Here is a 26,059-nt window from a genome sequence, read left to right as displayed (position 1 = left end):
TGGAGATGGAGCCTTCCCTTTCTCATGCTAGATCGCCGCTCGGCAGGGGGCCCGGGACGAGCCAGCGGACGCCCTCCAAGCCGGCCGGCAACCGGCCGCGTCCAGTGGTCCCGGAGCCGGTCGTTCCACCGTCAGTCGGGCCAGCACGCGGCTGTCGACGACGGACTGCGATCCCCCGTTCATGCCCATGGGGAACATCGGGTGCGCGGCGTCGCCGAGGAGGGTGACCCGTCCGAAGCTCCAGCGCGGCAGGGGATCACGGTCGAGCATCGGGTACTCGAAGATCGCCGCGGAGCGTTCGGCGAGCGATGCGAGGTCGATCCACGGCAGGTGCCACGAGGACAGCCCGGCGCGGGCCTCCACCGCGGTGACGCGACGGCCGGGGCCGCCCGGTGGCGGGGTGGACGGCCCGTGCCGGACCTCCAGCACCCAGTTCACCAGGGCATCGCCGGCCGGGGCCGCGGGGTCCTCGATCGGGTAGGCGACGAACTTCGCGCCGGGCGCCGGGGGTGCCCCCGGCCACCACGATCGAACGGCCGTCGAGGACGTGCGGGTGCGGTGCGACGCCACATGTGGACGCCGTTCCCCTGCGGGAGGCGCTCGTCCGGGTAGAGCCGGCGGCGGACCACGGAGTCGATGCCGTCGGCGCCGACCAGCACATCGGCGTCGCCGACGACGGGCCGACCGCTCGACCGGTCCAGGAAGTGGGCGCGGACGCCGCCCGCGCACTGCTCGAACCCCTGGAACAGCGGACCGGTACGGACCGAGTCCGGCCCCAGCCGCTCACGTACCGCCGCCAGCAGCAGCATCTGCAGCCGGCCGCGGTGCACGGAGTACTGCGGCCAGTGGTACCCGGCCGCGCGTCCCAGCGGCTCCTCTCAGACCGTCCGGCCCGCCCGGTCGCGGTAGCTCAGCCGATCCGGGGGCAGCGCGACGGAGGCCAGCCCGCCGTCCAGGCCGAGTTCCGCGAGTTCCCGGACGGCGTGCGGCAACAGGTTGATCCCGACGCCGACCGCCTCGACCTTCCGCGCCGCTTCGTACACCCGTGGCGCGAAGCCGGCGGCGTGCAGGCCCAGGGCGCAGGTCAGCCCGGCGATGCCGCCGCCGACGACGGTCACTCTCATCTGTCTGTCCTCGCTCTTCGCCGGTGCCACCGGTCCGGCCGACGCCCGGCCACCAGCCTCGGGGCCCCGGCCGGACACGTCCGATACGCGGTGGTGACGGCAGTCGTCGCTAGGTGCCCATGATCCTCGCGAAAGTCGCCGGATCGGCGTCGAAGCCGTGGACGCCGGGCCGGAATCCCCAGGCCCCCGAGCCGTCCCGGACGAACTCCGCGACCCTCGCAGCCGTTGCCTCGCCGGCGCCGGTGAAGTCCACCGCCGCGAACTCATCGCGCCCGTTCCGGATCCTCACCACGGGGTTCGCTATGTCTCCGAAGGTCAGCCGGCCGGCGTTCTGCTGGATGGCGACGCCCACGACCACCCGGAGGTAGCGGTGCGCCAGCCGGTCGAGCTCCAGGACCAGGCGCTCGTCGACGCCGAGGCCCTTGCCGTCGCGGCTGTCCTTGGTGAGGGTGATCGTGCCGTCGGGAGCGCGGCTGTCGAAGTGGACCAGGTAGGCGGGGGCGCCGGCCGGGGCGTCGGTGGTGTACGTCGCGGCGACGAGATCCAGATCGTGCCCCGCCGATCCTGCGGGACTCGGATCCCACAGCAGGCCTATTTCGATCCGTTCCAGACCCTTGTTGAGACTGCTCACCGGACTCTCCCTTCGTCATCGCACCGACCCAGCATGGTGCCATCGCGGACTGACTCGTGGTGGGCAACGATAGGGCACCGGCATGTAATTGACGTGAAATCAACCCAGCCCGCCCGGCCAGGCCCCGGGGCCTGGCCGATCGCCCGGCTGTTCCGTGCCGAGGACCTGGTGCCGATCCCCGCCGACCAGGATGAAATCGCCCGGTTCTTCTCGGTGAACGGGCACCGGCCGCGTTCCTCGGGGAGGTTTCCGACAGCGGTGCCGGCCCGGCTCCGCGGTGCCTTCCGGGGCGGAGGCTACCCGGCCTGCTGCTCCAGTTGCGTCCGCAGGACGCGGTTCTCCTCCTCCAACGCGGCCATCCGGTCCTGCAACTGGTCGAGGTGGGGCCGGAGTTCGGCCTCGGAGAAGCGCGGGGTGATGTGCTGGGGGCAGTTCCAGTTGAAGCCCTCGACGTGGATGGTCATCAGGCGTTCCACTCGCCCCCCGGTCCGGGTGGAGAGCAGGCGCCGGTCGAGCTCCGGGTTCTTCTCCAATTCCTGCACCGAAGCCAGGCCGAAGAGCTTCAGCCGGGCCTGGCGGGCGTAGTCCATGAAGAACAGTGCCACCCGGCCGTCCGCGCGGATGTTGCCGGTGCTGATGTACTGGCGGTTGCCGCGCACCTCGGCGAAGGCGATCGTCCGCTCGTCGACGACCTGGGCGAAGCCGGGCGGGCCGCCGCGGAACTGGACGTACGGCCAGCCGGTCTCGCTGACGCTGGCCAGGTAGAACCCGTCGCGGGAGTGGATGAAGTCGGCCTCGGCGTCCGTCAGCTCCTCGGGCTCGTCGCCGTGCGCGAGCTGGCGGATGGCCGACAACTCGCTTCCCTGTTCCCGCTGGACCCGGCGCACCTCGTCGGTGTACGCCAGGTGGGCGTAGCGGCCCATGCTGTGCTCCTTCTCGCCGGTCGGGCGGTTGGGTGGACGCGATGGTGCGGCGGCGGTGCGGCGGCGGTCCGGATCACCGGGCCCGTCGGGTCACCCGGTCGGGTCACCCGGTGGGGTTGCCGCCGGGGCGGCCGTGAGTATCGAGATCAGGAGCCCGGGGAAGCGGGCTTCGAGGTCGTCCCGGCGCAGCCGGCTGAGCCGACTGTTGCCGACCAGCCTGGTCGCCACGATGCCGGCCTCGCGCAGGGTGCGCAGGTGGTGCGAGACGGTCGAGCGCTTTACGGGCAGGTCCAGCGACGTGCACGACTCCTCGGCGGAGGCGTCGAGCGCCCGGAGGATCTGCAGGCGCACCGGATCGGCCAGCGCCTGGAGCACGGTGCCGATGTCCACCGCCGCAAGGTCGGGCTGTGGCAGCCAGGTCTCCTCGATCGCGTGCATCCGCTCCACCCTGCTCGTCGGTGCGGCCGTTCGGCCGTGTACCGGTGCCGACGATACCCATCCGTCCGGGCCGCTCGGTCGAGGGCCCTTCAGTGATCCGATATTAGTCGACTTTTCCGATGGGCATTGACCCTTGTGAGGTTTTCCGGCCGCCGCCGGGGAACGGCGTCCCGGTGCGGCCGGAGGCCGGCAAGGGCTTCAACAGGCCTTCTCTGATGGGCATTTGGCCGGAAACCGTCGGTCGGTCGCTCTGCCGCCACCAGCCGGAAAGCCTCCGTGGTTACGATGCCGGTCGTAATAGACGCCGATCATCGAACCGGGAGTCGCACCATGACCGACGCCGCCGACGCGTCCCCGGCCGCCCCCTGGGGTCCCTCCGCGATGCTCCTGGCCCTCGGCACCTTCGCCGTGGGCACCGACGCCTTCGTCATCGCGGGCCTGCTCCCCGACATCGCCGGCTCACTGCACGTCGACGTCGCCGCGGCGGGCCAGCTGGTCAGTGTGTTCGCCATCGCCTACGCGGTGCTCTCCCCGGTCCTGGCGGCGCTCACCAGCACCTGGTCACGGCGCACCGTGCTGGTCACGGCGCTACTGGTGTTCGGGGTGGGCAACGTGGTGACGGCGGTCGCCCCCGGCTACGGGCTGGTGCTGGCCTCCCGGGTGGTCGCGGCGGCCGGTGCGGCGATGTTCACCCCGAACGCGGGCGCGACGGCGGCGGCGCTCGCCGGTGGGCGCCACCGCGGCCGGGCGATCGCCATCGTGACCGTGGGCCTGACCGCCTCGCTCGCCCTCGGCGCTCCGCTGGGCACCACCATCGGCAACGCGATCGGCTGGCGGGCGACGATGTGGTTCGTCACCGCCCTGGCCGTCCCGGTCGCTGCCGTGATCGCGCTGCGGCTGCCCGAGATCAGGCTCGGCACCGCGGCCGGACTGCGCCGGCGCCTGTCCCCGCTCACCGACCGGCGGGTGGCGGGCGTGCTCGCCTGCACCCTGCTGGCCTTCATCGGCGTCTACCTCCCCTACACGTACATCAGCTCCGTCTTCGCGCCGGCCGTCGGGGGACACGACGCGCGGGTGGCGCTGCTGCTGCTGGTCTTCGGGGTGGCCGGCACCGCCGGGAACCTGGTGGCCGGGCACCTCGCCGACCGGTACGGGCCGCGCCGGGTGGTGATCACCGCAAGCCTGGGGCTCGCGGCCGTGTTCCTGGCGATGCTGGAGGGCCGGGACTCGTTCACGGCCGCGCTGGTGGCGGTGGCGTTCTGCGGGGTGGCCTCCTGGTCGCTGACCGCGCCGCAGCAGCAGCGGATCATCGCGCTCGCCCCGGCGGGCTCCGAGTCCCTCGTCGTCTCGCTCAACGCGGCCGTGCTGTACCTGGCGGTCTCGCTGGCCGGCGTCCTCGGGGCGATCGGCCTGAAGGCCTTCGGCTCCGCCGGGTACCTGCTGCCGGCCGCGGCGGCCTTCGCCGTGTCGGCGGCCGGCCTCGCCTGGCTCTCCGGCCGGGCGGACGGCCGCACGGCGCCCGCCGGGACCCCGGCCGCACCGGTGTCCTCGGCCGCGGAGTGAGGCCGCCGGGCGGCCCGTAGTCCCGCAGCACCAGGATCGCGTCCCGGATCTCGATCCCGGCGTCCCGGACGACCGCCCACTCGCCGAGCCGGATGCCGGCCTCGCGCAGCGCGACCGGTGCCGACCGTGCCGAATGGGTCTCCCGCGCGACCTCGTCGTCGAAGAACTGCGCGGGCTCGACGCCGAAGAAGGTCGCGAGGGCCTCCAGGCGGTGCGGGGTCGGATTGTCGCGGATGTCGTTGCTCGGATAGGCGATGTACACCTTCGAGATATCTCTGTCATGGAGGTGAATGGCCTTCGCCACCTCTTCGTTGCCGTACGGACCGCGACCTAGGGGTGGACGGTCGCGAAGAGGTGGTCGAGGCGCGTTCCGCGTTTGCCCGGGCAGGATGGTGCACGTTCCTTCAGTGCGTTCCACTCCTCACCAACAGTCCCACAGGGAACACGTCGCACACGGATTCCGATTGGTTGACATGAAAGTGGCGGAAGGTAAGCTGACGTCCTGGCAACTGTCTTGGCCGCGCACCTTGTTGCGGCCGTGACGATACAGAACTCCAGTTGCCGCCGTCGACTCCGCCCCGACGGCGATCACGGCATGAGGAAAGCGCCGCAGCTGCCTTCTGCCGACTCTCTCCACCGAAGAACTTACGCACCTGCGTGGATTATTTGCGTCTCCGTGCCCAGTGATCGGATAGGACGGGACAACTGAGATGGAAGAACAAGGCCTGACCAATAGCACGGGATGGATCCAGATATTCGACCCCGCACCGGAGGCCGGGCTGCGCCTGGTCTGTTGCCCGCACGCCGGGGCCTCCGCGGGCGCCTACCGCCGGCTCTCGGCCGCCCTTCCCGGCGGTGTCGAGGCGCTGTCGGTCCAGTACCCCGGGCGGCGCGGCGGGTCCGGGGAGCGCGGGATCGACGACATCGGCGTGCTGGCCGACCGGATCGGCACCGAACTGCTCGGCTTCGACGACCTGCCGTTGGCCGTGCTGGGCCACAGCATGGGCTCGGTCGTCGCCTTCGAGGTGACCCGTCGGCTGGAGGAGGCCGGGCGGGCCCCGGTGCGGCTGTTCGTCTCGGGCCGCCGCTCGCCGTCCGCCGGGCTCGGCCTGAACATCCCCCGGGGCGACGACGACGTCCTGGCCGAACTCCGGGAACTGGGCGGGATCCCGGCGCGGCTGCTGGACCGCCCGAAGTACCGGGAGTCGATCCTTACCGTCATCCGCAACGACTACCGTGCCAATTCCCGTTACACCGTCCCGCCCGACACCACCGTGGCCTGTCCGGTCACCTTCCTGTTCGCGGACGCCGACCCGTACCTCGACCCGGCGGCGGCGCTCGGCTGGAAGGGCCACACCACGGGGGAGTTCCGGCTCACCTCCTTCCCCGGTGGCCACTTCTTCCTCGATCAGCAGTTGGCCGCGGTGGTCGGGACGATCACCGCGGACCTGGGCGTCGAATCCACCGGACGAGAGGACGGAGACAGATCGTGAAGCGGGGACTGTGCTCGATCGACGAGGATCTGGCGGTCCGGGCCTACGAGCGGATCCTGGTGACCAAGGGGGTGACCCCCTCGGAGCTCGCCACCGACCTGGGCGTCACGGCCGAGCGGGCGGAACAGGCGCTCTCCGCCCTGCGCTGCCTGAAGCTCGTCAGGTACTGCCCGGAGCAGGGGCGCTACGCGGCGCGCAGCCCCGAGATCGCCCAACTGGAACTGCTCATGCCGCTGGAGCAGACGATCCGCGAAAAGCGTCGTGAACTGACGGACTTCCAGGACATGTTGGGCTCTTTCGTCGACACCTACAGCAACCTCCAGCGCACCCGGCTGCGGAGGGACCCGGTGCTCAGCGGGCTGGATCGGGAGCAGACCGGGTTGCGGATGGCGGACGCCCTGCGCGACCGCCCGTCCGAGATCCTCGTCATGGAGCCGTTCGCCCCGGTCCAGGGGCAGGACTCCCATGCCCTGGGCCTGTCCGCGCTGCCGCCCGGGGTCCCGATCCAGGTCCTGTACCCGCACACCGCCCGCAGCAGCCTCGCCTCACGCGGCAGCCTGCGGACGCTGGCCGAGGCGAGCGCGCGGGTCCGCACCTCGACCCAGGCCTTCGAGCGCCTGGTCATCGTGGGCGGCGAGGTGGCCTTCCTGGCCGACCCCGGGGGCGACGACGCGGGCGTCACCGTCGTCTACGAGCCGGCCATCGTCTCCCGGCTGGTGCGCTCCTACGAGCACGCCTGGGCGTCCGGCACGGACATCGACGCGAACGTGGTCAGGTACGGCGAGACCTTGGACGAGGTCCGCTGCGCCATCCTGGAGCTGCTCGCCTCCGGGCTCAAGGACGAGGTGGTGGCCCGGCGCATCGGCATGTCCTCGCGGACCTTCCGCCGTCACCTCGCCACCATCATGGACGAGTTGAATGCCGAGAGCCGGTTCCAGGCGGGCGCGGCCGCCGTCCAGGCCGGACTCCTGCCGGTCCGGGCCGCCGCCGGCTGACCGGACCGGTGCCGTCGATCCCGACGGGCGTCGCCGCTTCGATATGGCCGTATGTGGCCACACCACATCAGGTCATTGCGGCGCCCGCCGGGGCGTCCTTATCTTCGAGGAGTGCCGGGAAACGGCACGGCATTGGATCCACCGATCACCGCGAGGTGGCCGGGGAGACTCGGAGGTCAACGCCAGCATGGTCAGCAAACTGATCGACCAGGACGGCCGGTTCCTGGAAATCCTCGACCGTCTGACCACGAAGTCGATCGACGACTACTACAACCCCTACAAACTCTTCGAATGGCCGGACAGCCTGCCCGAGGAGATGTGGTGGATGAGCCCCGAACTCACCACCACCCACGGTACCGAGGCCGCCCGGCGGCTCACCGAAAAGGAGCTCCACGCACTGTCGCGGTACGAGAGCATCAACTTCTACAGCCTCAATGTGCACGGTATCCGGGAACTTCTCATCGAGGTCACCAAGCGGATTCACACCACCGGCTTCGAGACGCCCTCGGACTTCTTCCACCACTTCATCGGTGAGGAGAACGAGCACATGTGGTTCTTCGCCGAGTTCTGCCTGCGCTACGGCAAGAAGATCTACCGGCAGCCGGCCGGTGCGAACGTCGAGATCCCCCGTTCGAACGTGGAGAGCCTGCTGGTCTTCGCCCGGATCCTGATCTTCGAGGAGCTGGTGGACCACTTCAACTCCCGGATGGCGCTGGACGACCGCCTGCACGAGACGATCCGCGGCATCAACCGGATCCACCACCAGGACGAGTCGCGGCACATCGCCTTCGGCCGTGAACTGGTCACCGCGTTGGCCGTCGACGTCAAGCAGACCTCCACCGAGGAGGAGATGCGGGACATCGCCGCCTACATCCGGCGCTACATGACCTACAGCTTCGAGACGCTGTACAGCCCGCAGGTGTACCGGGACGCGGGCATCAAGAACCCGCACGACCTGCGTCGGCAGCTCCTCGAATCCCCGCAGCGCGCCGAGTTCGAGAAGAGCGTCTACCGCAAGACCGCCAAGTACCTCGAGAAGACGGGGCTCATCTGATGGCCGACACCGCCCCGGGAACCGCCGAGCCCTTCGGCGGACTGGTCATCCTCGACCCGGACCAGACCGACCTGCTCCTCGAACTCGACCGGACGTTCGCCGGCTGGGGCCGCGCCGCCGGGGCCCGCGAGATCCTCCCGCCGCCGCTGTACCCGGTGTCGGACCTGGAGAAGTTCGACGTCTACACCAACTTCCCGCACCTGGCCTTCGTCGGTGCCGGACTCGACCTGGAGAGCGGCGAGAACAAGCCCGTCGACGGCCGGTTCGCGCCCGCCGCCCTGCTCGGCGCGCAGGTCGGCCTGCCCCACGCGACCTGCTACAGCGCCTTCCTGTACTACGAGAACTCCGTCGTGGCCGCGGACGAGCTGATCACCCTGGTCAACCGCTGCTTCCGCAACGAGGAGCGGTACGAGGGCCTGCGGCGGCTGCTCAGCTTCCAGATGCGCGAGGTCGTCGCACTCGGCTCGTACGAGCACACCCAGCAGGTCCTCGGGTCCTTCGCCGAGCGGATCGCCGCGTTCGCCGACGCGCTGTCCCTGCGGCTGGAGAAGGTGCCCGCCTTCGACCCGTTCTTCCAGAGCGACGGCGCCCGCGCCCTGCTCCAGAAGCTCAGCCCGGTCAAGTACGAGTTCCAGGTCGGCGACCTGGCCGTCTCCTCCGTCAACACGCACCGCAACTTCTTCGGCGAGCGCTGCGACATCCGCGGGCCGGAGGACGAGTTCGCCTTCACCAGCTGCGTGGCGTTCGGCCTGGAGCGGTGGCTCTCCGTCCTGGTCGACCTGCACCACGGCGACGCGGTCGAGGCCCTGGACGCGGTGCGGACCGCGGCCCGGCGGCTCTCCTGAGGCGCGGAGCCTCCGAGTAGAGCCCGTACGGCCCGAACACCTCCGGCACGGCCCGAGCATGCCCGTATCCCCCAACACCCGAGGAGTGGCAATGGCTTCGGCAGGAATCGACCAGGTCCGCGAGTGGATCCTGGCCAAGCACCCGGACCGGGAATCCATCGAGCCCGACGAGAACCTCATCGAGAGCCGCCTCGTCGACTCGCTCTCCTTCGTGGAGCTGATCTACACGATCGAGAGCGCCGCCGGCATCGAGATCGACTTCGAGAGCATCGACATGCAGGACCTCCAGACCCTCTCGTCGATCGAGAAGGCCTTCTTCGTCCCGGCCCGACTCCCGTAGGAGGTATCCCCATGGAAGCTGTCTCGTACACGGCCCAGTGGACCGCCGCGGCCCGCGCCGTCGAGTCCGAGCGTCCCGGCGACGCCATGTTCCAGGACAGGTTCGCGCGCGACCTCGCGGCCCCGCGCGGCTTCGAACTCCTCGACAAGTACGGCGGCGGCGGCCTGATCCCGTTCATCGCCATCCGCACCAAGTACCTGGACGACAGCATCCAGGCGCTGCTGGAGGACAGTGGCATCCGGCAGGTCGTCCTGGTCGCCGCCGGGATGGACACCCGGGCGTTCCGGCTGGCCTGGCCCCTCGGCACCACGGTGTACGAGGTCGACCACGGCGGCCTCATCGAGGAGAAGCGCGCCCGGCTGGCCGCGCTCGGCGCCGAGCCCACGGTGGAGCGCCGCGAGGTGTCGGCCGACCTCGCCACGCAGTGGCTGCCCGCGCTGCACGGCGCCGGCTTCGACCCGGAACTGCCCACGCTCTGGGTCGCGGAAGGGCTGATGTTCTTCCTCACCGAGGAGCAGGCCTCCCACCTGCTCGGCGTCCTCGGCTCGGTCTCGGCCCCCGGCAGCCGGCTGGCCGTCGACTTCGCCAGCCGGGCGCTGCTGCGCAGCCCCTTCTCCAGGGCCTTCCTGGCCGGCCTGCGCGAGGACGGCACGCCCTGGCTCTTCGGCACCGACGAGCCGGAGGAGTTCCTGGCCGGTACCGGCTGGAAGGTCCGCGAGCTGCGCGAGCCCGGCGAGCCCGGCGCGGGCGAGGGGCGCTGGCCCTACGAAGTGCAGCCCCGCGACCGCCGGGGCGTGGCGCGCAGTTGGCTGGTCCGCGCCGAGTTCTCCGGCCGCTGAGGAGGGGGCGGATGAGAGGAGTACCCGGATGAGTGGCGTGACCACACTGGAGAGGATCGAGTCGTTCCTCCCCGAACGGAGCGTGCGGATCGACGACCTCGCCGAAAGCCTGGGGCTGCGCCGCGCCGAGGTGGGCGTGTTCCGGAAGATCTACGGCCTCGACCGGCTGCGGTTCGACCCCGGCACCGGCCTCTTCGACCTGGTGCTTCCCGCGGCCCGCCGGGCTCTGGCGGCACTTCCCGAAGGACGGCGGGTCGACTACGTCATCTACGCCCACACCATGCAGACGCTCGCCCCGCCGCACATCGACGCCGCCCGGGTCATCCGGGCGAAGCTGGGGCTGCACGACGCCGAGGCGTTCGCGCTCACCCAGCAGGCGTGCGTCAGCAGCCTCGGTGCCATCGACCTGGCCGGCGAGCTGCTGCGGGCCGAGGCGCCCGAGGGCGCGTACGCGCTGATGGTGACCGGGGAGCGGGCGTACTCCCCGAAGGTCCAGCTGATCCCGAACAGCGCGGTCATGGCGGACGCGGCCTCCGCCTGCCTGCTGACCGTCGGCGGCCCCGGCGACGAGGTGCGCTCGTACCTGACCCGCACCCTCGGCGCGTACGCGGCGGGCCTGGAGATGACCCCGCAGGAGATCAGCGGCTTCGGCCACGAGTACGCCACTGTGCTCGGCGAGGTCATCGAGGAGTCCGTCCGCCGGGCCGGCCTGACCTTCGACGAGATCGACATGGTCATCCCGCACAACGTCAACGCCGTCTCCTGGCGCCACACGATCAAGCAGATGGGCGCCGACCCGGACCGCTTCTTCCTGGACAACATCCCGCTCTACAGCCACTGCTTCGCCTCGGACGTCTTCCTCAACTACACCACCCTGCGCGAGCAGGGCCGGCTGGTCGACGGCGGCCACTACGTCCTGGTCTCGGTCGGCCTGGGCGCCACCTTCGGCGCCATGGTCATCACCCACCGCGAGGGAGGCACCCGATGACCGGCACCGCCTACACGGCGGACCTCAAGGAGGCACTCACCGGCGACCGCGAGGCGCGGTTCGTCTGGCTCTGCAACTTCGAGGTGGAGAACCAGTGGGCGCACGGCCACACCGGGCTCCCGGCGGCGCGGATCACCACCACCGCCGCGACCGTGCAGCGGATGGAGGAGCTCGGGGCCCTGCTCGCCGAGCCGACCGACCATCTGCTGCTCGACCGCCCGCTGGACCCCGGCTACCGCGCGTACACGGAGAAGACCGGGCTCGGCGCGCCCACCGAACTGATCACCCGGGCACCGGCCGGCGAGGGCGGCACCAGCCGGGCCGTCCTCGACTCCCCGGAGCTGCTGGACCGGCTGCGGGTGCTCGCGGGCGGCGGCGCCTACCTGATGCCGATGGGCAACTCCCCCCTGGAGCAGGAGATCTGCCGGCGGACCGGGCTGCGCCCCGCGGTGCCCGACCCGGAGACCTCGGCGCGGGTCAACAGCAAGTTGTACAGCCGCCGGCTGACCGAGGAGCTCGGCCTGCGGGCCATTCCCGGCTTCACCTGCGAGACGGTCGGCGAGCTCCACCGGGCGCTCGACGAGTCGCTGAGCGACGGCGGGCCGGTGATCGTGAAGGACGCCTACGGCGTCTCCGGCAAGGGCCTGATCGTGCTCGACAGCCGCAAGAAGGCCGACCGGCTGCTGCGCATGGTCGACCGCCGCGCGCAGAACAGCGGCGACGACGCGATCCACGTCGTCGTCGAGCGGTTCCTGCCCAAGCGGTTCGACCTCAACTACCAGTTCACCATCGCCCGGGACGGGCGGGTGAGGTTCGACTTCGCGAAGGAGGCCCTGACCTCCGGTGGCGTCCACCTCGGGCACGTCATGCCCGCCGCGCTCTCGCCCGTCCAGCACGAGAGCCTCGTCGCCGCCGCCGAGCGGTTGGGTGCCCGGCTCTTCGAGGACGGCTTCTTCGGTGTGGTCGGCGTGGACGCGCTGCTCGGGCAGGACGACCTGGTGTACCCCGTCCTGGAGATCAACGCCCGCCTGAACATGTCCAGTTACCAGGGGCAGATCACCGAGCGCTTCCTCGCCCCGGGCGGGGCCGCGCTGGCGAAGCACTACCCGCTGCGGATCTCCGCCCCGGTCTCCTTCGACGAGGTGGCCCACGTACTCGGGGACCTCGCCCGGCCGCCCGTCGACGGCACCGGGCTGGTCGTCACCTGCTTCGGCACGGTCAACGCGCAGGCCGGCACCTCGCTCCCGTTCGACGGCCGGCTCTACACCCTGCTCCTCGCCGCCGACCGGGACGGCCTCAGCGACCTCGACCGCCGGATCACCGAGGCGCTCCACCGTCTCGACACCACCGAAAGGACGCCATGAACACCAGCGAACTGAGGGTGCAGGGGGTGCCGGTCTCGCAGATCGCCGAGCAGTTCGGGACCCCGCTGTTCGTCTACGACGCCGAGGTGCTGCGCACCGTCTACCAGTCGCTGCGCGAGGGGCTCCACCCGGCGGTGGACGTCTTCCTCTCGCTCAAGGCCAACCCCAACGTCGCCGTCTGCGGCTACCTCGGCTCGCTCGGCGCCGGCGCCGAGATCTCCTCCCTGGTCGAGCTGATGACCGTCCAGCGGGCCGGCATCGCGCCGGAGAACGTGATCTTCCTGGGGCCGGGCAAGACCCGCGCCGAGCTGGAGGCGTGCGTCGCGGCGAACCTGCACGCCGTCGTCTGCGAGTCGCTGGACGAGCTGCGCCTCCTGGAGGAGATCGCCGAACAGGCCGGGAAGGAGGAGGTGCCGGTCCTGCTCCGGGTCAACCCCGACTTCCACACGAAGGGCTCGGGCCTCGCCATGAGCGGCAAACCGCGCCAGTTCGGCATCGACGCGGAACTGCTGCGCCGCTCCCGCCCGGTGATCGACGCACTGCGCCGGGTCCGGGTCCGCGGCTTCCACGCCTACATGGGCACCCGGTTCCTGAACGCCGACGACCTGGTGCACAACACCCGGCAGATCCTGGTGATCGCCGAGGAGCTGTCGCAGACGCTCGGCATCCCGCTGGAGACCGTCGACTTCGGCGGCGGCTTCGGCGTCGCCTACTTCGACAACGAGAAGGACCTCGACCTGGGGGCCGTCGTCGCCGGCATCAACGAGGTCGTCGAGCCCTTCGTCCGGGCGCACCCCGGCTGCCGGCTGATCAACGAGCTCGGCCGCTACCTGACCGCGCTGGCCGGCACGTACGTGGTGCGCGCGCTGTACGTGAAGGAGTCCCTCGGCGAACGCTTCGTGGTCGCCGACGGCGGCACCAACCACCACATGGCGGCGGTCGGCGTCGGCAGCTTCGTCAAGCGCAACTTCCCGATCCGCTCGCTGACCAGGTACCAGGACGAGCCCAGCGACACGTACACCGTCACCGGGCCGCTCTGCACGCCCAACGACGTCATCGGCAAGAAGGTCGCCCTGCCGCCGGTCGAGGCCGGCGACCTGCTGGGCGTCGAGCGCTCGGGCGCCTACGGGCCGACCGCCTCCCCCGGGCTCTTCCTCAGCCACGGGTTCCCCGCCGAGGTACTGGTCCACAACGGTGCCGCGCACCTGGTCCGGGAGCGGGACCGCCGCGAGGAGATCCTCGCCAAGCAGCACCTCGTCGACTTCGACTGACCGGTCGGCGGCCGTTCCCGGCCGTCCCTGCCGGCTGCCCGTCCCGGAGTTCCGCCCCCCCCGCGGGGCGAAAGGTCCCGGACGGCGCGCCGCGCCCCGACCGCGTGACAAACCCCCGACAGCCCTGACAGCCCCGGCACAGAGGAGTGAACCGGCACATGGAACGTCAGAACGTGGTGTCCGCCGTGGAGGCCGCTCTCAGCGAGGTCCTGGAGCGTGCCGTCACCGGCCTCACCGAGGACGCCCGGCTCTTCGAGGACCTGCACCTGGACTCCACCTCCGTCCTGGAACTGCTGATGGTCCTGGAGGACACGGTCGAGATCTCGGTGGACCCGGAGGACCTGGACATGGACGACTTCAAGTCGGTGGGCACCCTCACCGACTACGTCCTGGCCCAGGCCGACGGGGCATGAGGGAGACCGCGATGTCCACGACCCTCCAGGCCGCCGGCGCGGTGCTCGCCCCGCCGCGCCGGCCGTACGACGAGGACCCGACGACGCTCTCCTACTACCGCGACCTGGTCGAGCCCTTCGGCCTGGAGGTGTCGCAGGACCTGCTGCGCTCCGCGCCGAACGTCACCCACCGCGACCTGGTCGACCGGCTCGCGGCGATCGAGGGCGTCCGGGACAGCGCGCCGGACCTGGTGATCGTGGCGCAGGCGCTGCCCGACGTGACGCCGTTCGTCGCCATCGCGCCCTACCTCGACCGGCTGCTCGGCGGCGGGTCCGCCAACAACCTCGGCATCGGCCAGCAGGGCCTGGCCGCACCGTTCACCGCGCTGCGGGTCGTCTCCGCCTTCCAGCGGGCCGGCCGCAGCCGCACGGCGGTGCTCGCCGTCCTCGAACAGACCACCCTGCCGACCCGGTTCCCGCTGGTCCACGACAACGGCCTGGTCGACTCCGGGGTGGCGCTGGTCCTCGGCACCACCGGCGGACCCCGGGTGGCGGGGGTCGAGACGATCCCCGCCACCGAGTCGCCCTTCGACCGCCTCGGGGAGCTCGCCGCCAAGGACCCGGCGGGCACGCTGGTGGTCACCGGGCCCTGGTTCGACCAGCACGGGCTGGACCAGGACGGCCCCCGGCACCGGGTGGAGCCCGGCAGCTACTGCACCAGCGTCTGGCTGGCGCTGGCCCGGAACTGGCGCTCCTGGCAGCACCGGTACACCACGGTGCTGCTCTGCGACACCGACCCGCGCTCCGGCGAGAGCCACCTGGCCGTGCTGTCCTCGGACTCCGCCGAGACCGGGGCCTACGGCGAGGGAGCGCTCTGATGCCGCCGGTGGACACCCTGCCCGGGGCGGCGCCCGCCGGCACCGACGGCGCCGGGGCCGCGGCGGCCCTGCGGGACTTCGCCGCCGCGCTCGACGCCTGCCACGAGCTGGCGGGCCCGGGCGCGCTGGTCAGCTCGCCCGGCGGCTGGGCCGTCGCCTCGGCCGGGCGCCTGCCGGAGGGCGCCCCCGTGCCGGGCGGCTCGGACGCGCTCGCCGTGACCGGCTCCGGGGTGCCGTCGTCGGACCGGGCCCGGGAGCTGTTCGCCGACGGGCTGCTCCGGCTCCACCGGGAGCTGCTCCGCGGGCTGCTCGACGCCGCCGTGGTCCGGCTCGGCGACCGCACCTCGGAGGGCGCCAACCTGCTCAACCGTCAGCTGGTGCAGAGCGCGGTGGCCGACGTCGCGCTGGCCCTCACCGAGGCGGCCGACCTGCTGGCGATCCCCGACCGCACCGCCGCGCGCCGCCACCGGATCCACCGCGGGCTGGTGGACGCGGGCCGTGTCGCGATCAAGCTGTACGGCGCGAGCGGCTTCGTGGCCGACGGCCCCGGCCGGCTGCTGTACCTCGCCGAACTGCTGGGCAACACCTACCTCCTGCCGGACCGCCGAGAACGAGACGAGGACGGGAATGAGTGAGCCGGAGCCGCACCGGACAGCCGCGCTCAGGTCCCACATCCGGGAGTGCGCGGGAGAGCTGCGCGGGATCGGTCTGGAGATCGACCGCGACCCGGAGGCGATCGACCGCTGGCTGCACCTCCCCGTGGTGGACATCATGCGCAAGGCCACCGTCCCGGTGGAGTACCTGGAGCGGCCCCTGCGCATCGACGGACACACCTACGACATGAGCTCGTGCCTCGAACACTCCATCGCCATAGAGGAGTTGAGCTACGGAGACGCGGGCTTCATGCTCTCTTGTCCCGGCCCGCTGATGTCCGGCGTGGCGGTCGCCGCGCTGGGTGACGACAAGCAGCGGCAGGCCTACTACGAGCGCGTGGCGGCCCCCGGGTCGACCTGGACCTTCTTCGGACTGACCGAGCCCCACAAGGGGTCCGCCGCCGCCGAGCTGGAGACGGCGCTCACCCCGGACGGGGACGGCTTCCGGCTGAACGGCGCCAAGCGCTACGTGGGCAACGCCGCCTTCGCCCAGCTGGGCGTGGTGTTCTGCCGCCGGGCACCGGGACCGCTCGGCGTCGAGGCGGTGCTGCTGGACACCACGGCGCCGGGCCTGCGGGCCGAGCTGATCCCGACCGTAGGCCTGCGCGGCGCGCGGATCTCCGCGATCCGGTTCGAGGACGTGCGGGTCGAGCGTGAGCAGATCCTCGGCTACGAGACGCTCAAGCCCAGCCGGCGCGGGCTGGTCGGCGCCATCCGGACCTTGCAGCGGTTCCGTCCGGTGCTCGCCGGGACGGCGCTGGGGCTGGTCCGCGCGGTGCTGGAGCACGTACGGGAGGAGCGCCCGGGGCTCACCGGTACGGCCCGGCTGCGGCTGGACGAGCTGGTGGACGCCCTTGCCGCGCTGCGGCACCGGAACTACGAGGTCGCCGCCGCGATCGACGCGGGCCAGGCGCGTGCGGACCGGATCGCCGGGGTCAAGACGCGCGCCGCCGAACTCGCCGAGCGCAGCACCCTGGCCGCCGCCGAACTGCTGGGCCCGGGCGCCCTGCTGGCGGATCCGCTGCTCGACAAGCTGTACCGGGACGCGCGGGCCTTCGAGTTCATGGAGGGCACCGGGCACATCCAGCGGCTGGCCGTCTTCCAGGGCGTGCTCAAGGGCACGTTCCTCCGGTGAGTCCGGTTCGCGCGAGCGCCGTACCGGCCCTGCCCGCCGTCCGGGCCGGGTCCGTCCGGCCGCCTCGGCCGGGGGTGCGCTGACCGTGTGGATCGGTGTCGACGTCCTCCAGGAGGGCGAGCTGGCGGCGCTGCTCGGCCGGCCCTGGTTCCGGGCGTACGCCTACGCGCCGGCGGAGCTGGAGATCGCGGACTCCTACGGGGCCGAGCGGGCCCGGGAGTTCCTCACCGGCCGGTTCGCCGCCAAGGAGGCCGTGCTGAAGGTGATCGGCACGGGCTTCGGCGGGGGAGTGACCCCCCGGCAGGTGGCCGTCCTGCGCGCCGACGGCGGGGCGCCGGTGGTCCGGCTCGGCGGCCGGGCCGCGCTGCGGGCCCGGGAGCGCGGCATCGCGGGCATCGGGGTCTCGATCACGCACAAGCGGGGTTTGGTCATCGCCGCCGCCATCGGGACACCGGACAGGACCGCGGCCGACGCGCCGCCGGTGGCCCGGGCCGGGCACGGGGGTCCTGACCGACGAAACGGACAGTGAGAGGGGGAGAGCCCGTGCCACGACCGCCACGACCGCCGGAGGCGCCGCCCTCCCCGGACCGGCCCGCCGCCCGCCCGTCGCGGGGGCCGTGCCGGTCCTCCCGGGACGGGGGCGGCGTTCAGTCGAGGAGCCGCTCCGCCATCCGGCGGGCCAGCAGGGCCGGCCCGGCGTTGCGCTCGCGCATTGCCGTGACGATGGCTCCGTCCATCAGCAGGGCGAACTGCGGGGCGAGTTCGGAGTGCCGGCTGTGCCCGGCGGCTTCGAGCAGGCGGTCGAGGAAGTCGGTCACCGCCTGTTTGTGCGCTTCCGCCAGCCGGTACACCTCGCTGGCGGGGTCGGACACCTCCGCCATGGCGTTGATGAACGCGCAGCCGTGGAAGTTGACGTCCGTCGCCCCCTCCGCGAGGGCGTCGAAGACCGCCAGTGGCCCGCCCCCGTGGGCGTCCACGGCGTCTTCGAGCCAGGCGCGCCAGTTCTTGTCCCGACGTGTCAGGACGGCCGCCACCAGGGCGTCCTTGCCGGTGAAGTGCCGGTAGAAGGAGGCCCGCCCGACCCCGGAGACGGCCAGCAGTCTCTCCACGCCGACGGCGTGGATCCCCTCGGCATAGAAGAGCTCCTCCGCGGTCTGGAGGAGGCGGTCGCGTGCATGGGTCGCCATGCGTCCACGGTAGCGGATCTTGACCGCAAACGGCACCGAGCGGTACCGTCCTTTTGAATAGAACCGATCGGTACCGAATGAAGGAGGGCCCATGGCCCGGCTGACCGCTTCCGGCACGGGAACAGCATTAATGGCCGACGACGACACCGAGGCGGTGTCGGCGAGGAGTGCGTGGCGAGCCGTCCTGGTGCTCGGCTTCGGCACCTTCGCGCTCGGTACCGACGAGTTCGTGCTCGCCGGGGTGCTGCCCGAGTTCAGCAAGTCCCTGGACGTCTCGATCGCCACCGCCGGCCAGACCGTCACGGTGTTCGCGCTGACCTGCGCCGTGATGTCGCCGGTCCTCGGCACCCTGACCGCCGGTTGGCCCCGCCACCGGGTGCTCAAGCTCGCCGTCCTGCTCTACATGGTGGGCGTGATCGCGACCGGGTTCGCCCCGTCCTTCGCGGTCGTCCTGGTGGCGCAGATGATCGCCGCGGCGGGCGCCGGCCTGTACATCCCGGCGGCCAGCGTCACGGCCGCCAGCCTGGTCGAACCCGAACGCCGGGGCAGGGCCATCGCCGCGGTGACCACCGGGCTGACGGCGGCGACGGCCCTGGGCGCGCCGATCGGCACCGTGGTCGGCAGCGTCCTCGGCTGGCGGGCGACGATGTGGTTCATCACGGCGCTGACGCTCCTGGGCCTGCTCGGGGTGCTGGCCCTGGTGCCCCGGGTGTCCGTGCCGGCCCCCGGCGGGCTGCGCCAGCGGCTCGCCCCGCTCGGCGACCGCCGGGTGGTCACCGTGCTCGCGACCACGCTGGTCGCCTTCACCGCCGCGTACATCGTCTACACCTACATGGCCGAGGTGTTCTCCTCCGCGACCGGCGACAGCGGCACCAAGCTGGCGATCCTCATGTTCGCCTTCGGTCTGACCGGGACCGTCGGCAACTTCTACGCCGGCGCGCTGGTCGACCGGATCGGTGCCCGGCCGGTGGTGGGCGGCGCCATCGTGCTGCTGGCCCTCAGTCTCGTCGTCCTCCCGCTGACCACCGGCACGTACCCGGCCGCGCTGGTCGTCATCGTGGCGTACGGTGTCGCGGCCTGGGCCATCACGGCCCCCCAGCAGACCCGTCTGATCACCCTCGAACCCGAGTCCGCGCCCCTGCTGATCTCGCTCAACGCGGCCTTCCTCTACCTCGCCATCGCCTTCTCCGGTGTCATCGGGGCGGTCGGCATGAGCTCGATCGGTGCGGACCGGATCAGCTTCATCGGAGCGGGGCTGGCCGTGGTCGCCCTGGGTCTGTCCGAGCTGGCGCACCGGTTGTCCTCGCGTACCCCGGCGGCGGTGGAGCCGTCGGAGGTCGATACGTACCACTGAAATGCGCTCGATCACTCGACGAAAGGTATGCCCGAGATGTGTGGAATAGTCGGCTGGGTGGACTTCGGTCGCGACCTGACCAAGGAGGGCGCGACCGCGCAGGCCATGACGGACACCATGGCCTGCCGGGGGCCTGACGCCGAAGGCGTCTGGACGGCCCCGCACGCGATGCTCGGCCACCGCAGGCTCGCGGTGATCGACATCGAGGGCGGCGCCCAGCCGATGATCACTCCGGAGACGGGTCCGGACGGCCGGCCGCTCGTGGTCCTCAGCTACAGCGGCGAGGTCTACAACTTCCAGGAGATCCGCGAGGAACTGGTCCTGCTCGGCCACCGCTTCCTCACCAGGAGCGACACCGAGGTGGTGCTGCGCTCGTACCTCCAGTGGGGGAGCGAGTTCGTCCACCGATTCAACGGCATGTTCGGCCTGGCCATCTGGGACACCCGGACGCAGGAGCTGCTCCTGGTCCGCGACCGCCTCGGCGTCAAGCCGCTCTTCTACTACCCCGTCGACGGCGGCGTGCTCTTCGGGTCCGAGCCCAAGGCCATCCTCGCCAACCCGCGGAGCACCGCGACGCTCGACCTGGACGGTCTGCGCGACGCCCTCGCCCTCGCCCGGGTGCCCGGCCGGACCCCGTTGAAGAACCTCTACGAGGTGCGGCCGGGCCACATCCTGCGGGTCGGCCGCGACGGGCTGCGCGAGGAGCGCTACTGGTCGCTGGAGACCCGCCCGCACACCGACGACCTCGACACCACCGTCGCCACCGTCCGTGAGCTCATCGAGGACGCGGTGAGCCGGCAGATGGTCTCCGACGTGCCGCTCTGCGCGCTGCTCTCCGGCGGCCTCGACTCCAGCGCCCTCACCGCGTTGGCCCAGCGCTCGCTCGACGCCAAGGACGGCAGCCGGGTCCGGACCTTCTCCGTCGACTTCGTCGGACTGGCCGGGGAGTTCAAGCCCGAGCAGTTCCGGGACGCGCCGGACGCCCCGTTCGCCGCCGAACTCGTCCGCCACGTCGGCACCGAGCACCGCGAGATCCTCCTCGACACCGCGCAGCTCGTCGACCCCGGCGTCCGCGACACCGTGCTGCGGGCCTGGGACCTGCCCTACGGCATCGGCGACCACGACCCCTCGCTCTACCTGCTGTTCAAGGCGGTCCGCGAGAGCTCGACCGTCGCCCTCTCCGGGGAGTCGGCCGACGAGGTCTTCGGCGGGTACCTCTGGTTCCACGACCCGGTGGCCTCGCAGGCCGACACCTTCCCGTGGCACGCCATCAACCGGGTCCCGGTGAGCGAGCAGGCGACCAGCTTCCTCGACCCGGGCCTGGTCAAGTCACTCAACCTGGCCGAGTACGTCGCCGACGAGTACCGCACGGCCGTCGGCCAGGTCACCCACCTGCCCGGGGACAGCGACCTCGAACGGCGGATGCGCCTCGCCAGCCACCTCAACATCACCCGGTTCCTCCAGATGATGCTCGACCGCAAGGACCGGATGAGCATGGCGACCGGCTTGGAGGTCCGGGTGCCGTTCTGCGACCACCGGCTCGTCGAGTACGTCTACAACACGCCTTGGGCGTTCAAGACGTTCGACGGGCGGGAGAAGAGCCTGCTGCGCCACGCCACCAAGGACCTGCTGCCGCAGTCGATCGTGCAGCGCCGAAAGGCCCCCTACCCCTCGACCCAGGACCTCGGCTACGACCGGGCCATCAACCGCGAGCTCGCCCGGATCGCCGCCGACCGGGACGCCCCGGCGCGGCCGCTGCTGAACCTCGACGCCGTCCGGGACCACCTCGCCGCGCCGGTCGAGAACGCCTACTCCATGATGCAGCGATCGGTTTACACGGAGCCCCCGGTCCGGTTGGACGCCTGGCTCAAGCTCCACGACGTCCGGCTCGACGGCCTCCTGACGGTCTGACAGCGGTACTCGACCGGCCCGCCGGACGCCGCCGGGACCTAGCCGTGGTGGCGCACTCGGCTGCGGGGGGCAAGGGGCCGCAGGTTCAAATCCTGTCGTCCCGACAGTGATGCGGAAGGCCGTTGACCGGGAGTGATCCCAGGTCAGCGGCCTTCCTGTGGATGGGTCGACAGTTGATGGACGGCCGCTTCGCCGCCGTCTTGCGGTCTTGCCGGGGACCAGCGCCGTTCGCAGCTCGAACCACGAGCGGTGCCGGCATCACGTGAACACCCCGGTGAGTCCCGTGAGCACGGCGCCCGCGGGGACTCAGCTCCGCTGGAAGAACTCCAGCTCGGCCAGGGCGAGATGGCGGTCGCCGTCCAGGCCTGCGGGGGCGTCGAGGGTCAGGCGGACGGTGGTGGCGTCGCTGATGCCGGTGGGGAAGGTCTGCGGGCCGGGCTTGTCGGTCAGGGTCAGCTTCTTGACCGTCTTCCGGCCGTCCGAGGCCGTCACCTCCAGGTCGATCCGCAGTGCCCGGCCCTCGCGGGCGTAGTCCTCGGGTGAGGTCGAGGCGCCGTTGGTGACGATCACGGCCACCAGGCGGAAGGGCTTGGCGAAGGTGTAGGTGACCGAGGCGCCAGGGCCCGGTGCACCCCAGTAGCGGTTGCTGAGCCCGTCCGTGGCGTTGCCGGCCGGGTGGCCGGGTACCTCGGCACTCGCCTCCACGCGGACCGGGGTCACCGGCTTGCTCTTGCCCAGCTTGTCCCGGGTGTCCTCGATCAGGTTCCGGCCGGCCGGCAGCAGCAGGAAGCCGCCCGCGCACAGGGCCAGCACCACGGCCAGGATCACCAGGAAGCGCGTCGTCCGGCCCGAGCCGGCCCGGGTGCCGCGGCGCAGCGGCCAGATCGTCCGCCACCAGGGGAGCGGCGGTGGGGCCGTACCGGGCGTGAGCGGGGTCGCGCAGCGGCGGCAGAAGCGGCGGTCGGGCGGGTTGGGCGTGCCGCAGGAGGGACAGGGCGTCCCGGCGGCGTCGTCGTCCACCGGGACCGGCCGGACGACCGGACGCGGTGCGACGGCCTTCGCCGGCCGCACGGGCTGCGGTGAGTCGGGCTGCGGTGAGTCGGGGGGAGGAGGGTCGGAGGGGCGAGGGGGTTCGGCGGGTGGCGAGGGTTCGGCGGGCCGGGGTTCGGCGGGTGGTGAGGGGTCGGCGGGCCGGGGTGCGGCGGCTTCCGCCGGGGGGTCGGCAGCCGGGTCAGCCGGGTCAGCCGGGGTGGCCGGGGCGTCCGACCAGTCCAGGTACGAGCCGCAGTTGCCGCAGAAGCCGTCCGTCGGGCCGTTGGACGCCCCGCACACGGGACACTCGCGCATCACTGTCACCCCTCCTCACTCGTGGGCGGTCCCGGTAGGACCTCCACCCGGCAGACCGTGTGGACCGGGCACAGGCTCCGGACCAGCGCGCGGACCCGGTCCGCGTCCAGCTCGTGCGCCGCGTCCACCGCTCCGCCGTGCCGCGGCCACACCCGGACGACCACCTCGTCGGCCGGGGCGGGCGGCAGTGCGGCACCGGCCGTGCTCGACCAGGCGGCCCCGCCGTCCCCGGTGATCTCGGCGGACACGCCCAGGACCAGGCGCAGGGCCTCGACCAGGCCGCGCCGGGTGCCGCTCCAGCGGTGCAGTTCCACCGCGCGGGCCACCGCCTCGCGGCGCGGCGCCAGCGGCCAGCGCGGGTCGTCGGCGCCGCCCACCCAGGTGGCCAGCCAGGCCAGGAAGTCGGCCGGGGCCAGTCGCGGATCGAAGTACGAGGGCAGGTTGTCGAGGGTGGTGAACACCGGGGCCAGTACCGTGTCCAGCCCCGCCGTGAACCGTTGCGCGAAGTCGTCGTCGGCGTACAGCGCGGGCAGCTGCTCGCCGATCGGGTGCCGGCTGGGCAGGCCCGGGACGGCGGCCCGGCTCATCCGCGCACCTCCGGCTCCCGGGCGGTCACGAGCACCTGGTGCTGGTAGGAGAAGACCAGCGCGCCCGCGCCGACGTCGATCCGGTCGACCGGGGCGCCGCGCCGGCCCGTGACCGGGTCGGCGGCGAACAGCCGGATCTCCTCCACCACCACCTCCCCGACGGCGCGTTGCAGCACGCCGAACACCTCCCCGTACTGCACGGGCCGCCCGAACGGCCGGCCCGTTCCGTCGGGCCCGCCGCGCAAGGGGTCGAGGTGCCGGTAGAGCGCGTCGAGCGCCGCGTCGCGCACCCGGTCGGCGTCCGCGGCCGGTGCCGAGAGCCGGGCGACGACGGTGACGCCCTGGTAGAACGGCGGCTCGACGAGGAGCCGGGTGCCGATCAGGCGCCGCTCGTCGAGGGCCGTGGTGATCCTGGCGAGGACCTGGTCGGACGGGATCAGCTGCTCGAAGCGCAGCCGGCCGCCCTCGTCGGCCACCGCGTCCGGCACCACCAGGACCCGTACCGCGCCCGCGCCCGCGTCCCGGTCGGGCAGGCAGCGGACCCGGCGCACGGAGGGTGCCGCCTGCCGGGCGATGATCTCGTAGTCCTCGGCGGTCACCGCGCGCTCCTGCATGCGTAGCGTCTCCGGTGCCCGCAGCTTGGCGTTGTCGATGGTCTCCCCGGCGACACCGCCGCGCGCCGCCTCCCGGTTGACGACCCGGGCGACGTACGGGACGGAGCTGCGCAGGACGGAGACCGCGCCGCGGGAGACGTTGCCCGCCGGGCCGCCGCCGGTGCGGTAGCGGGCCACGCGGATCCGGGCGCCCTTGGCCGGCACGGCCCCGCACGGACGCAGGGTGCCGTCGGCCTCGCGCAGCACCGGCGGGAACGCGAACTCGCCGGTGGTGGCGTCCACCCGGACGTGCCGGTCGGCCGGCCCCGAGCGCCCGAAGTGCTCCACCACCTCCCAGCGCTGCCAGCCGTCCGGGGAGGACACCTCCACCACCGGGGGTTCCCCGTCGAGCAGCACGGGCGGGCGGCCGAGCCGGAAGGACTGCCCCGCCACCCCCTCCGACACGCCGAGCGGTACGTCGGTCACCCGCTCGGCGTGCTCCACGGCCGTCGTGCCGCCGACGGTGAAGACGGCGGCCTCGCGCACCGTCGGTGACTCCGAGTAGAACGGCTGCCCCGGCTCCGCCTCGGTGACCCGGCAGCGCAGCCAGCCCGCCCTGGTCCCGCTGACCAGCGACGCCGTGTGTCCGGCCGGAACGTACACGATGACCTCACCGGGCCGGTTCAACCCGCCGGTGCTGTCGGCGCCGGTCTCGCAGCGCTGCCACCGGCCGCCGTCCCACGCCTCCCACACCAGCGGGGGCTGGCGCGGGTCGACGCCGACGCCCTCGACGCGGCTGTCGAGGCGGACCGCGACCACGCAGCGCGGCACCGCCGTCGGCAGGCCGAACAGCAGCGCGTCGCCGGGCTCGGGCGCGGCCTGGAAGCACGGGATGTCCCGGCCCTCGGCCAGCGCACCCGTCCGGTCGGTCTGCTCACCGGTGCGGGGCGCGGTGACCAGCCGGGTCAGCTCGCTCGGCACGATGCGCAGGTCGTCGGTGGTGGCGAAGACCACGGCCGCCTCGGTCTCGCCGGCCGCGGTCGTCACCTCGGTGCCCGCGGGCAGCGTCACCGTGTCCGGTTGGGGGGCCGACAGCCAGAAGTCGACCTCGGCGACGGCCGCCGACGGCGGGTACAGCCGGATGCCCAACAGGTCCAGGAAGGCCAGGTAGTTCTTGTCCGGGACCCGGTTCAGCCGGTACAGCAGCTGGTCCACGAGGTAGGCGAACGTCTCGATCAGGGTGACGCCAGGGTCGGAGACGTTGTGGTCGGTCCACTCCGGGGCGCGCTGCTGCACGTACCGCTTCGCCTCGTCGACGAGCTGCTGGAACCGTCGGTCGTCCAGGTTGGGGGAGGGCAGGGCCATCAGTCCGCGACCGTTTCCTCGGTCCCCTCCTCGGAGGGGATCGTGTAGAAGGGGAAGACCAGGTTGCGCCGGTCGTTGGTGGTGCGCACCGTGTAGCGCACGTCGATGTAGAGGGTGGCCGCCTCCACCGCGTCGAAGGCCACGACGACCTCGTCCACCGCGATCCGCGGCTCCCAGCGCTCCAGCGCCTCGCGCACCTGCTGGGCGATCCGCCCGGCGGTGACGCCGTCGCCGGGAGCGAAGACGTACTCGTGGATGCCGCAGCCGAAGTCGGGCCGCATCGGTCGCTCGCCGGGCGCGGTGCCCAGCACGAGGCGGATGGCCTCCTCCAGTTCCCGCTCCCGCTCGACCATGGCGATCCCGCCGGTCGGCCCGACCCGCAGCGGGAACGCCCAGCCGCGCCCGATGAACCGATCGCCCATCACACGCCTCCGATCAGCACGTCGGGCGCACCGGTCAGGACCGCCGCGCCGCACGCCGCCTGGTCGCGGGCCCGCGCGGCGGGCAGTCCGCCGATCAGCACCGCACCCCCGGTGACCGCGGCCGGGTTGGGCACCAGCACGTTCCCCGGCCCCAGGGCCGCGTGCGGCGGTACCGGGCAGACGTGCAGGCTGCCCACCACGGCGGCGGGCCGCCCGCCGATCAGCACCGTCGCCACCCGCGCGGCGGTGCCGGGCGGCGGGGTCGCGATCCGGCCACCGTGGTTGGTGGGGTCACCGGTACGGGCTGCGGCTGGCATCGGGGGCTCCTCGGGGAGAAGGGGGAGAGGGGAGAACGGTCGAGGGAGAG

At 72.2% G+C, this 26,059-nt stretch carries 29 protein-coding genes; 17 read left to right on the top strand and 12 right to left on the bottom strand.

Going from position 1 to position 26,059, the window contains the following annotated elements:
- Positions 1 to 27: 27 nt before the first annotated feature.
- From ACFVYI_RS22485 to ACFVYI_RS22460, 6 genes are all read right to left on the bottom strand, one after another.
- Positions 28 to 438 (bottom strand): FAD-dependent monooxygenase, encoded by a 411-nt coding sequence (locus ACFVYI_RS22485; RefSeq protein WP_387888335.1) that lies wholly within the window; start codon positions 436 to 438, stop codon positions 28 to 30.
- A complete protein-coding gene (locus tag ACFVYI_RS22480; RefSeq protein ID WP_387888333.1) occupies positions 435 to 830 on the bottom strand; it encodes an FAD-dependent monooxygenase in 396 nt (131 codons plus the stop codon). The genes ACFVYI_RS22485 and ACFVYI_RS22480 overlap by 4 nt, the downstream gene beginning before the upstream one ends.
- 48 nt (positions 831 to 878) lie before the next feature.
- Positions 879 to 1,124: an NAD(P)-binding protein gene (locus tag ACFVYI_RS22475; protein WP_387888330.1), complete on the bottom strand. Its 246-nt coding sequence runs from the start codon at positions 1,122 to 1,124 to the stop codon at positions 879 to 881.
- A 109-nt stretch (positions 1,125 to 1,233) separates the two neighbouring features.
- Positions 1,234 to 1,755, bottom strand: a complete 522-nt coding sequence (locus ACFVYI_RS22470) for a TerD family protein (RefSeq protein WP_387888328.1) — start codon at positions 1,753 to 1,755, stop codon at positions 1,234 to 1,236.
- Between the two features lie 296 nt (positions 1,756 to 2,051).
- Positions 2,052 to 2,678, bottom strand: coding sequence for a pyridoxamine 5'-phosphate oxidase family protein (locus ACFVYI_RS22465; RefSeq protein ID WP_387888326.1), 627 nt, complete (start codon positions 2,676 to 2,678; stop codon positions 2,052 to 2,054).
- A 90-nt stretch (positions 2,679 to 2,768) separates the two neighbouring features.
- Complete coding sequence (locus ACFVYI_RS22460) at positions 2,769 to 3,116, bottom strand: ArsR/SmtB family transcription factor (RefSeq protein ID WP_387888325.1); 348 nt, start codon at positions 3,114 to 3,116, stop codon at positions 2,769 to 2,771.
- A gap of 330 nt (positions 3,117 to 3,446) precedes the next feature.
- Between ACFVYI_RS22460 and ACFVYI_RS22455 the strand changes: the two genes are divergently transcribed.
- The 15 genes from ACFVYI_RS22455 (at position 3,447) to ACFVYI_RS22385 (ending at position 17,455) form a co-directional block, all read left to right on the top strand.
- Entirely contained in the window at positions 3,447 to 4,679 is a 1,233-nt protein-coding gene (locus ACFVYI_RS22455) for an MFS transporter (protein ID WP_387888322.1), read from the top strand.
- Positions 4,680 to 5,389: 710 nt separating this feature from the next.
- Positions 5,390 to 6,172: a thioesterase II family protein gene (locus ACFVYI_RS22450; protein ID WP_387888320.1), complete on the top strand. Its 783-nt coding sequence runs from the start codon at positions 5,390 to 5,392 to the stop codon at positions 6,170 to 6,172.
- Positions 6,169 to 7,167: a LuxR C-terminal-related transcriptional regulator gene (locus ACFVYI_RS22445; RefSeq protein ID WP_387888318.1), complete on the top strand. Its 999-nt coding sequence runs from the start codon at positions 6,169 to 6,171 to the stop codon at positions 7,165 to 7,167. Before ACFVYI_RS22450 ends, ACFVYI_RS22445 begins: the two co-directional genes overlap by 4 nt.
- Before the next feature lie 187 nt (positions 7,168 to 7,354).
- A complete protein-coding gene (locus ACFVYI_RS22440) occupies positions 7,355 to 8,221 on the top strand; it encodes a diiron oxygenase (RefSeq protein WP_387888315.1) in 867 nt (288 codons plus the stop codon).
- On the top strand, positions 8,221 to 9,066 hold the full coding sequence (locus ACFVYI_RS22435) for a hypothetical protein (protein ID WP_387888313.1): 846 nt from the start codon (positions 8,221 to 8,223) through the stop codon (positions 9,064 to 9,066). Before ACFVYI_RS22440 ends, ACFVYI_RS22435 begins: the two co-directional genes overlap by 1 nt.
- 91 nt (positions 9,067 to 9,157) lie before the next feature.
- On the top strand, positions 9,158 to 9,406 hold the full coding sequence (locus ACFVYI_RS22430) for a phosphopantetheine-binding protein (protein ID WP_387888310.1): 249 nt from the start codon (positions 9,158 to 9,160) through the stop codon (positions 9,404 to 9,406).
- Between the two features lie 11 nt (positions 9,407 to 9,417).
- Positions 9,418 to 10,245, top strand: a complete 828-nt coding sequence (locus ACFVYI_RS22425; protein WP_387888307.1) for a class I SAM-dependent methyltransferase — start codon at positions 9,418 to 9,420, stop codon at positions 10,243 to 10,245.
- A gap of 28 nt (positions 10,246 to 10,273) precedes the next feature.
- The gene (locus tag ACFVYI_RS22420; protein WP_387888304.1) at positions 10,274 to 11,233 is read left to right on the top strand and encodes a 3-oxoacyl-[acyl-carrier-protein] synthase III C-terminal domain-containing protein; all 960 of its coding nucleotides are present in this window, start codon (positions 10,274 to 10,276) and stop codon (positions 11,231 to 11,233) included.
- A complete protein-coding gene (locus ACFVYI_RS22415; protein WP_387888302.1) occupies positions 11,230 to 12,597 on the top strand; it encodes an ATP-grasp domain-containing protein in 1,368 nt (455 codons plus the stop codon). The genes ACFVYI_RS22420 and ACFVYI_RS22415 overlap by 4 nt, the downstream gene beginning before the upstream one ends.
- Positions 12,594 to 13,868 (top strand): type III PLP-dependent enzyme, encoded by a 1,275-nt coding sequence (locus tag ACFVYI_RS22410; protein WP_387888299.1) that lies wholly within the window; start codon positions 12,594 to 12,596, stop codon positions 13,866 to 13,868. Before ACFVYI_RS22415 ends, ACFVYI_RS22410 begins: the two co-directional genes overlap by 4 nt.
- A gap of 158 nt (positions 13,869 to 14,026) precedes the next feature.
- Complete coding sequence (locus ACFVYI_RS22405) at positions 14,027 to 14,281, top strand: phosphopantetheine-binding protein (RefSeq protein ID WP_387888298.1); 255 nt, start codon at positions 14,027 to 14,029, stop codon at positions 14,279 to 14,281.
- An 11-nt stretch (positions 14,282 to 14,292) separates the two neighbouring features.
- A complete protein-coding gene (locus ACFVYI_RS22400; protein ID WP_387888296.1) occupies positions 14,293 to 15,138 on the top strand; it encodes a hypothetical protein in 846 nt (281 codons plus the stop codon).
- Positions 15,138 to 15,773, top strand: coding sequence for a hypothetical protein (locus ACFVYI_RS22395; RefSeq protein ID WP_387888293.1), 636 nt, complete (start codon positions 15,138 to 15,140; stop codon positions 15,771 to 15,773). Before ACFVYI_RS22400 ends, ACFVYI_RS22395 begins: the two co-directional genes overlap by 1 nt.
- The gene (locus tag ACFVYI_RS22390) at positions 15,766 to 16,926 is read left to right on the top strand and encodes an acyl-CoA dehydrogenase family protein (RefSeq protein WP_387888290.1); all 1,161 of its coding nucleotides are present in this window, start codon (positions 15,766 to 15,768) and stop codon (positions 16,924 to 16,926) included. The genes ACFVYI_RS22395 and ACFVYI_RS22390 overlap by 8 nt, the downstream gene beginning before the upstream one ends.
- 85 nt (positions 16,927 to 17,011) lie before the next feature.
- On the top strand, positions 17,012 to 17,455 hold the full coding sequence (locus ACFVYI_RS22385; RefSeq protein WP_387888288.1) for a holo-ACP synthase: 444 nt from the start codon (positions 17,012 to 17,014) through the stop codon (positions 17,453 to 17,455).
- A gap of 118 nt (positions 17,456 to 17,573) precedes the next feature.
- Here ACFVYI_RS22385 and ACFVYI_RS22380 read toward each other — a convergent pair whose 3' ends face one another.
- The gene (locus tag ACFVYI_RS22380; protein WP_387888286.1) at positions 17,574 to 18,113 is read right to left on the bottom strand and encodes a TetR/AcrR family transcriptional regulator; all 540 of its coding nucleotides are present in this window, start codon (positions 18,111 to 18,113) and stop codon (positions 17,574 to 17,576) included.
- Between the two features lie 91 nt (positions 18,114 to 18,204).
- Between ACFVYI_RS22380 and ACFVYI_RS22375 the strand changes: the two genes are divergently transcribed.
- Together ACFVYI_RS22375 and asnB are read left to right on the top strand one after the other, a co-directional pair.
- Positions 18,205 to 19,467, top strand: a complete 1,263-nt coding sequence (locus ACFVYI_RS22375; RefSeq protein ID WP_387888284.1) for an MFS transporter — start codon at positions 18,205 to 18,207, stop codon at positions 19,465 to 19,467.
- 36 nt (positions 19,468 to 19,503) lie between these two features.
- On the top strand, positions 19,504 to 21,378 hold the full coding sequence (asnB, locus tag ACFVYI_RS22370) for an asparagine synthase (glutamine-hydrolyzing) (RefSeq protein ID WP_387888282.1): 1,875 nt from the start codon (positions 19,504 to 19,506) through the stop codon (positions 21,376 to 21,378).
- Between the two features lie 306 nt (positions 21,379 to 21,684).
- Here the strand turns inward: asnB and ACFVYI_RS22365 are convergent, their stop codons facing one another.
- Genes ACFVYI_RS22365 through ACFVYI_RS22345 form a run of 5 tightly spaced genes read right to left on the bottom strand, consistent with a single transcriptional unit; the run spans position 21,685 to position 26,009 of the window.
- Positions 21,685 to 22,725, bottom strand: coding sequence for an NADase-type glycan-binding domain-containing protein (locus tag ACFVYI_RS22365; RefSeq protein WP_387888280.1), 1,041 nt, complete (start codon positions 22,723 to 22,725; stop codon positions 21,685 to 21,687).
- Positions 22,726 to 22,730: 5 nt separating this feature from the next.
- Positions 22,731 to 23,312: a phage tail protein gene (locus tag ACFVYI_RS22360; protein ID WP_387888277.1), complete on the bottom strand. Its 582-nt coding sequence runs from the start codon at positions 23,310 to 23,312 to the stop codon at positions 22,731 to 22,733.
- Positions 23,309 to 25,270, bottom strand: coding sequence for a putative baseplate assembly protein (locus ACFVYI_RS22355; RefSeq protein ID WP_387888274.1), 1,962 nt, complete (start codon positions 25,268 to 25,270; stop codon positions 23,309 to 23,311). The genes ACFVYI_RS22360 and ACFVYI_RS22355 overlap by 4 nt, the downstream gene beginning before the upstream one ends.
- Positions 25,270 to 25,692: a GPW/gp25 family protein gene (locus tag ACFVYI_RS22350; RefSeq protein WP_387888272.1), complete on the bottom strand. Its 423-nt coding sequence runs from the start codon at positions 25,690 to 25,692 to the stop codon at positions 25,270 to 25,272. Before ACFVYI_RS22350 ends, ACFVYI_RS22355 begins: the two co-directional genes overlap by 1 nt.
- Complete coding sequence (locus tag ACFVYI_RS22345; RefSeq protein WP_387888269.1) at positions 25,692 to 26,009, bottom strand: PAAR domain-containing protein; 318 nt, start codon at positions 26,007 to 26,009, stop codon at positions 25,692 to 25,694. The genes ACFVYI_RS22350 and ACFVYI_RS22345 overlap by 1 nt, the downstream gene beginning before the upstream one ends.
- Positions 26,010 to 26,059: the final 50 nt, after the last annotated feature.

Origin of the sequence: Kitasatospora sp. NPDC058218 (genome assembly GCF_042882445.1) — a bacterium.
GTDB lineage: Bacteria > Actinomycetota > Actinomycetes > Streptomycetales > Streptomycetaceae > Kitasatospora.
The sequence above is the reverse complement of the archived record's forward strand: the minus strand, read 5'-3'. Positions and strand labels throughout refer to the sequence as shown.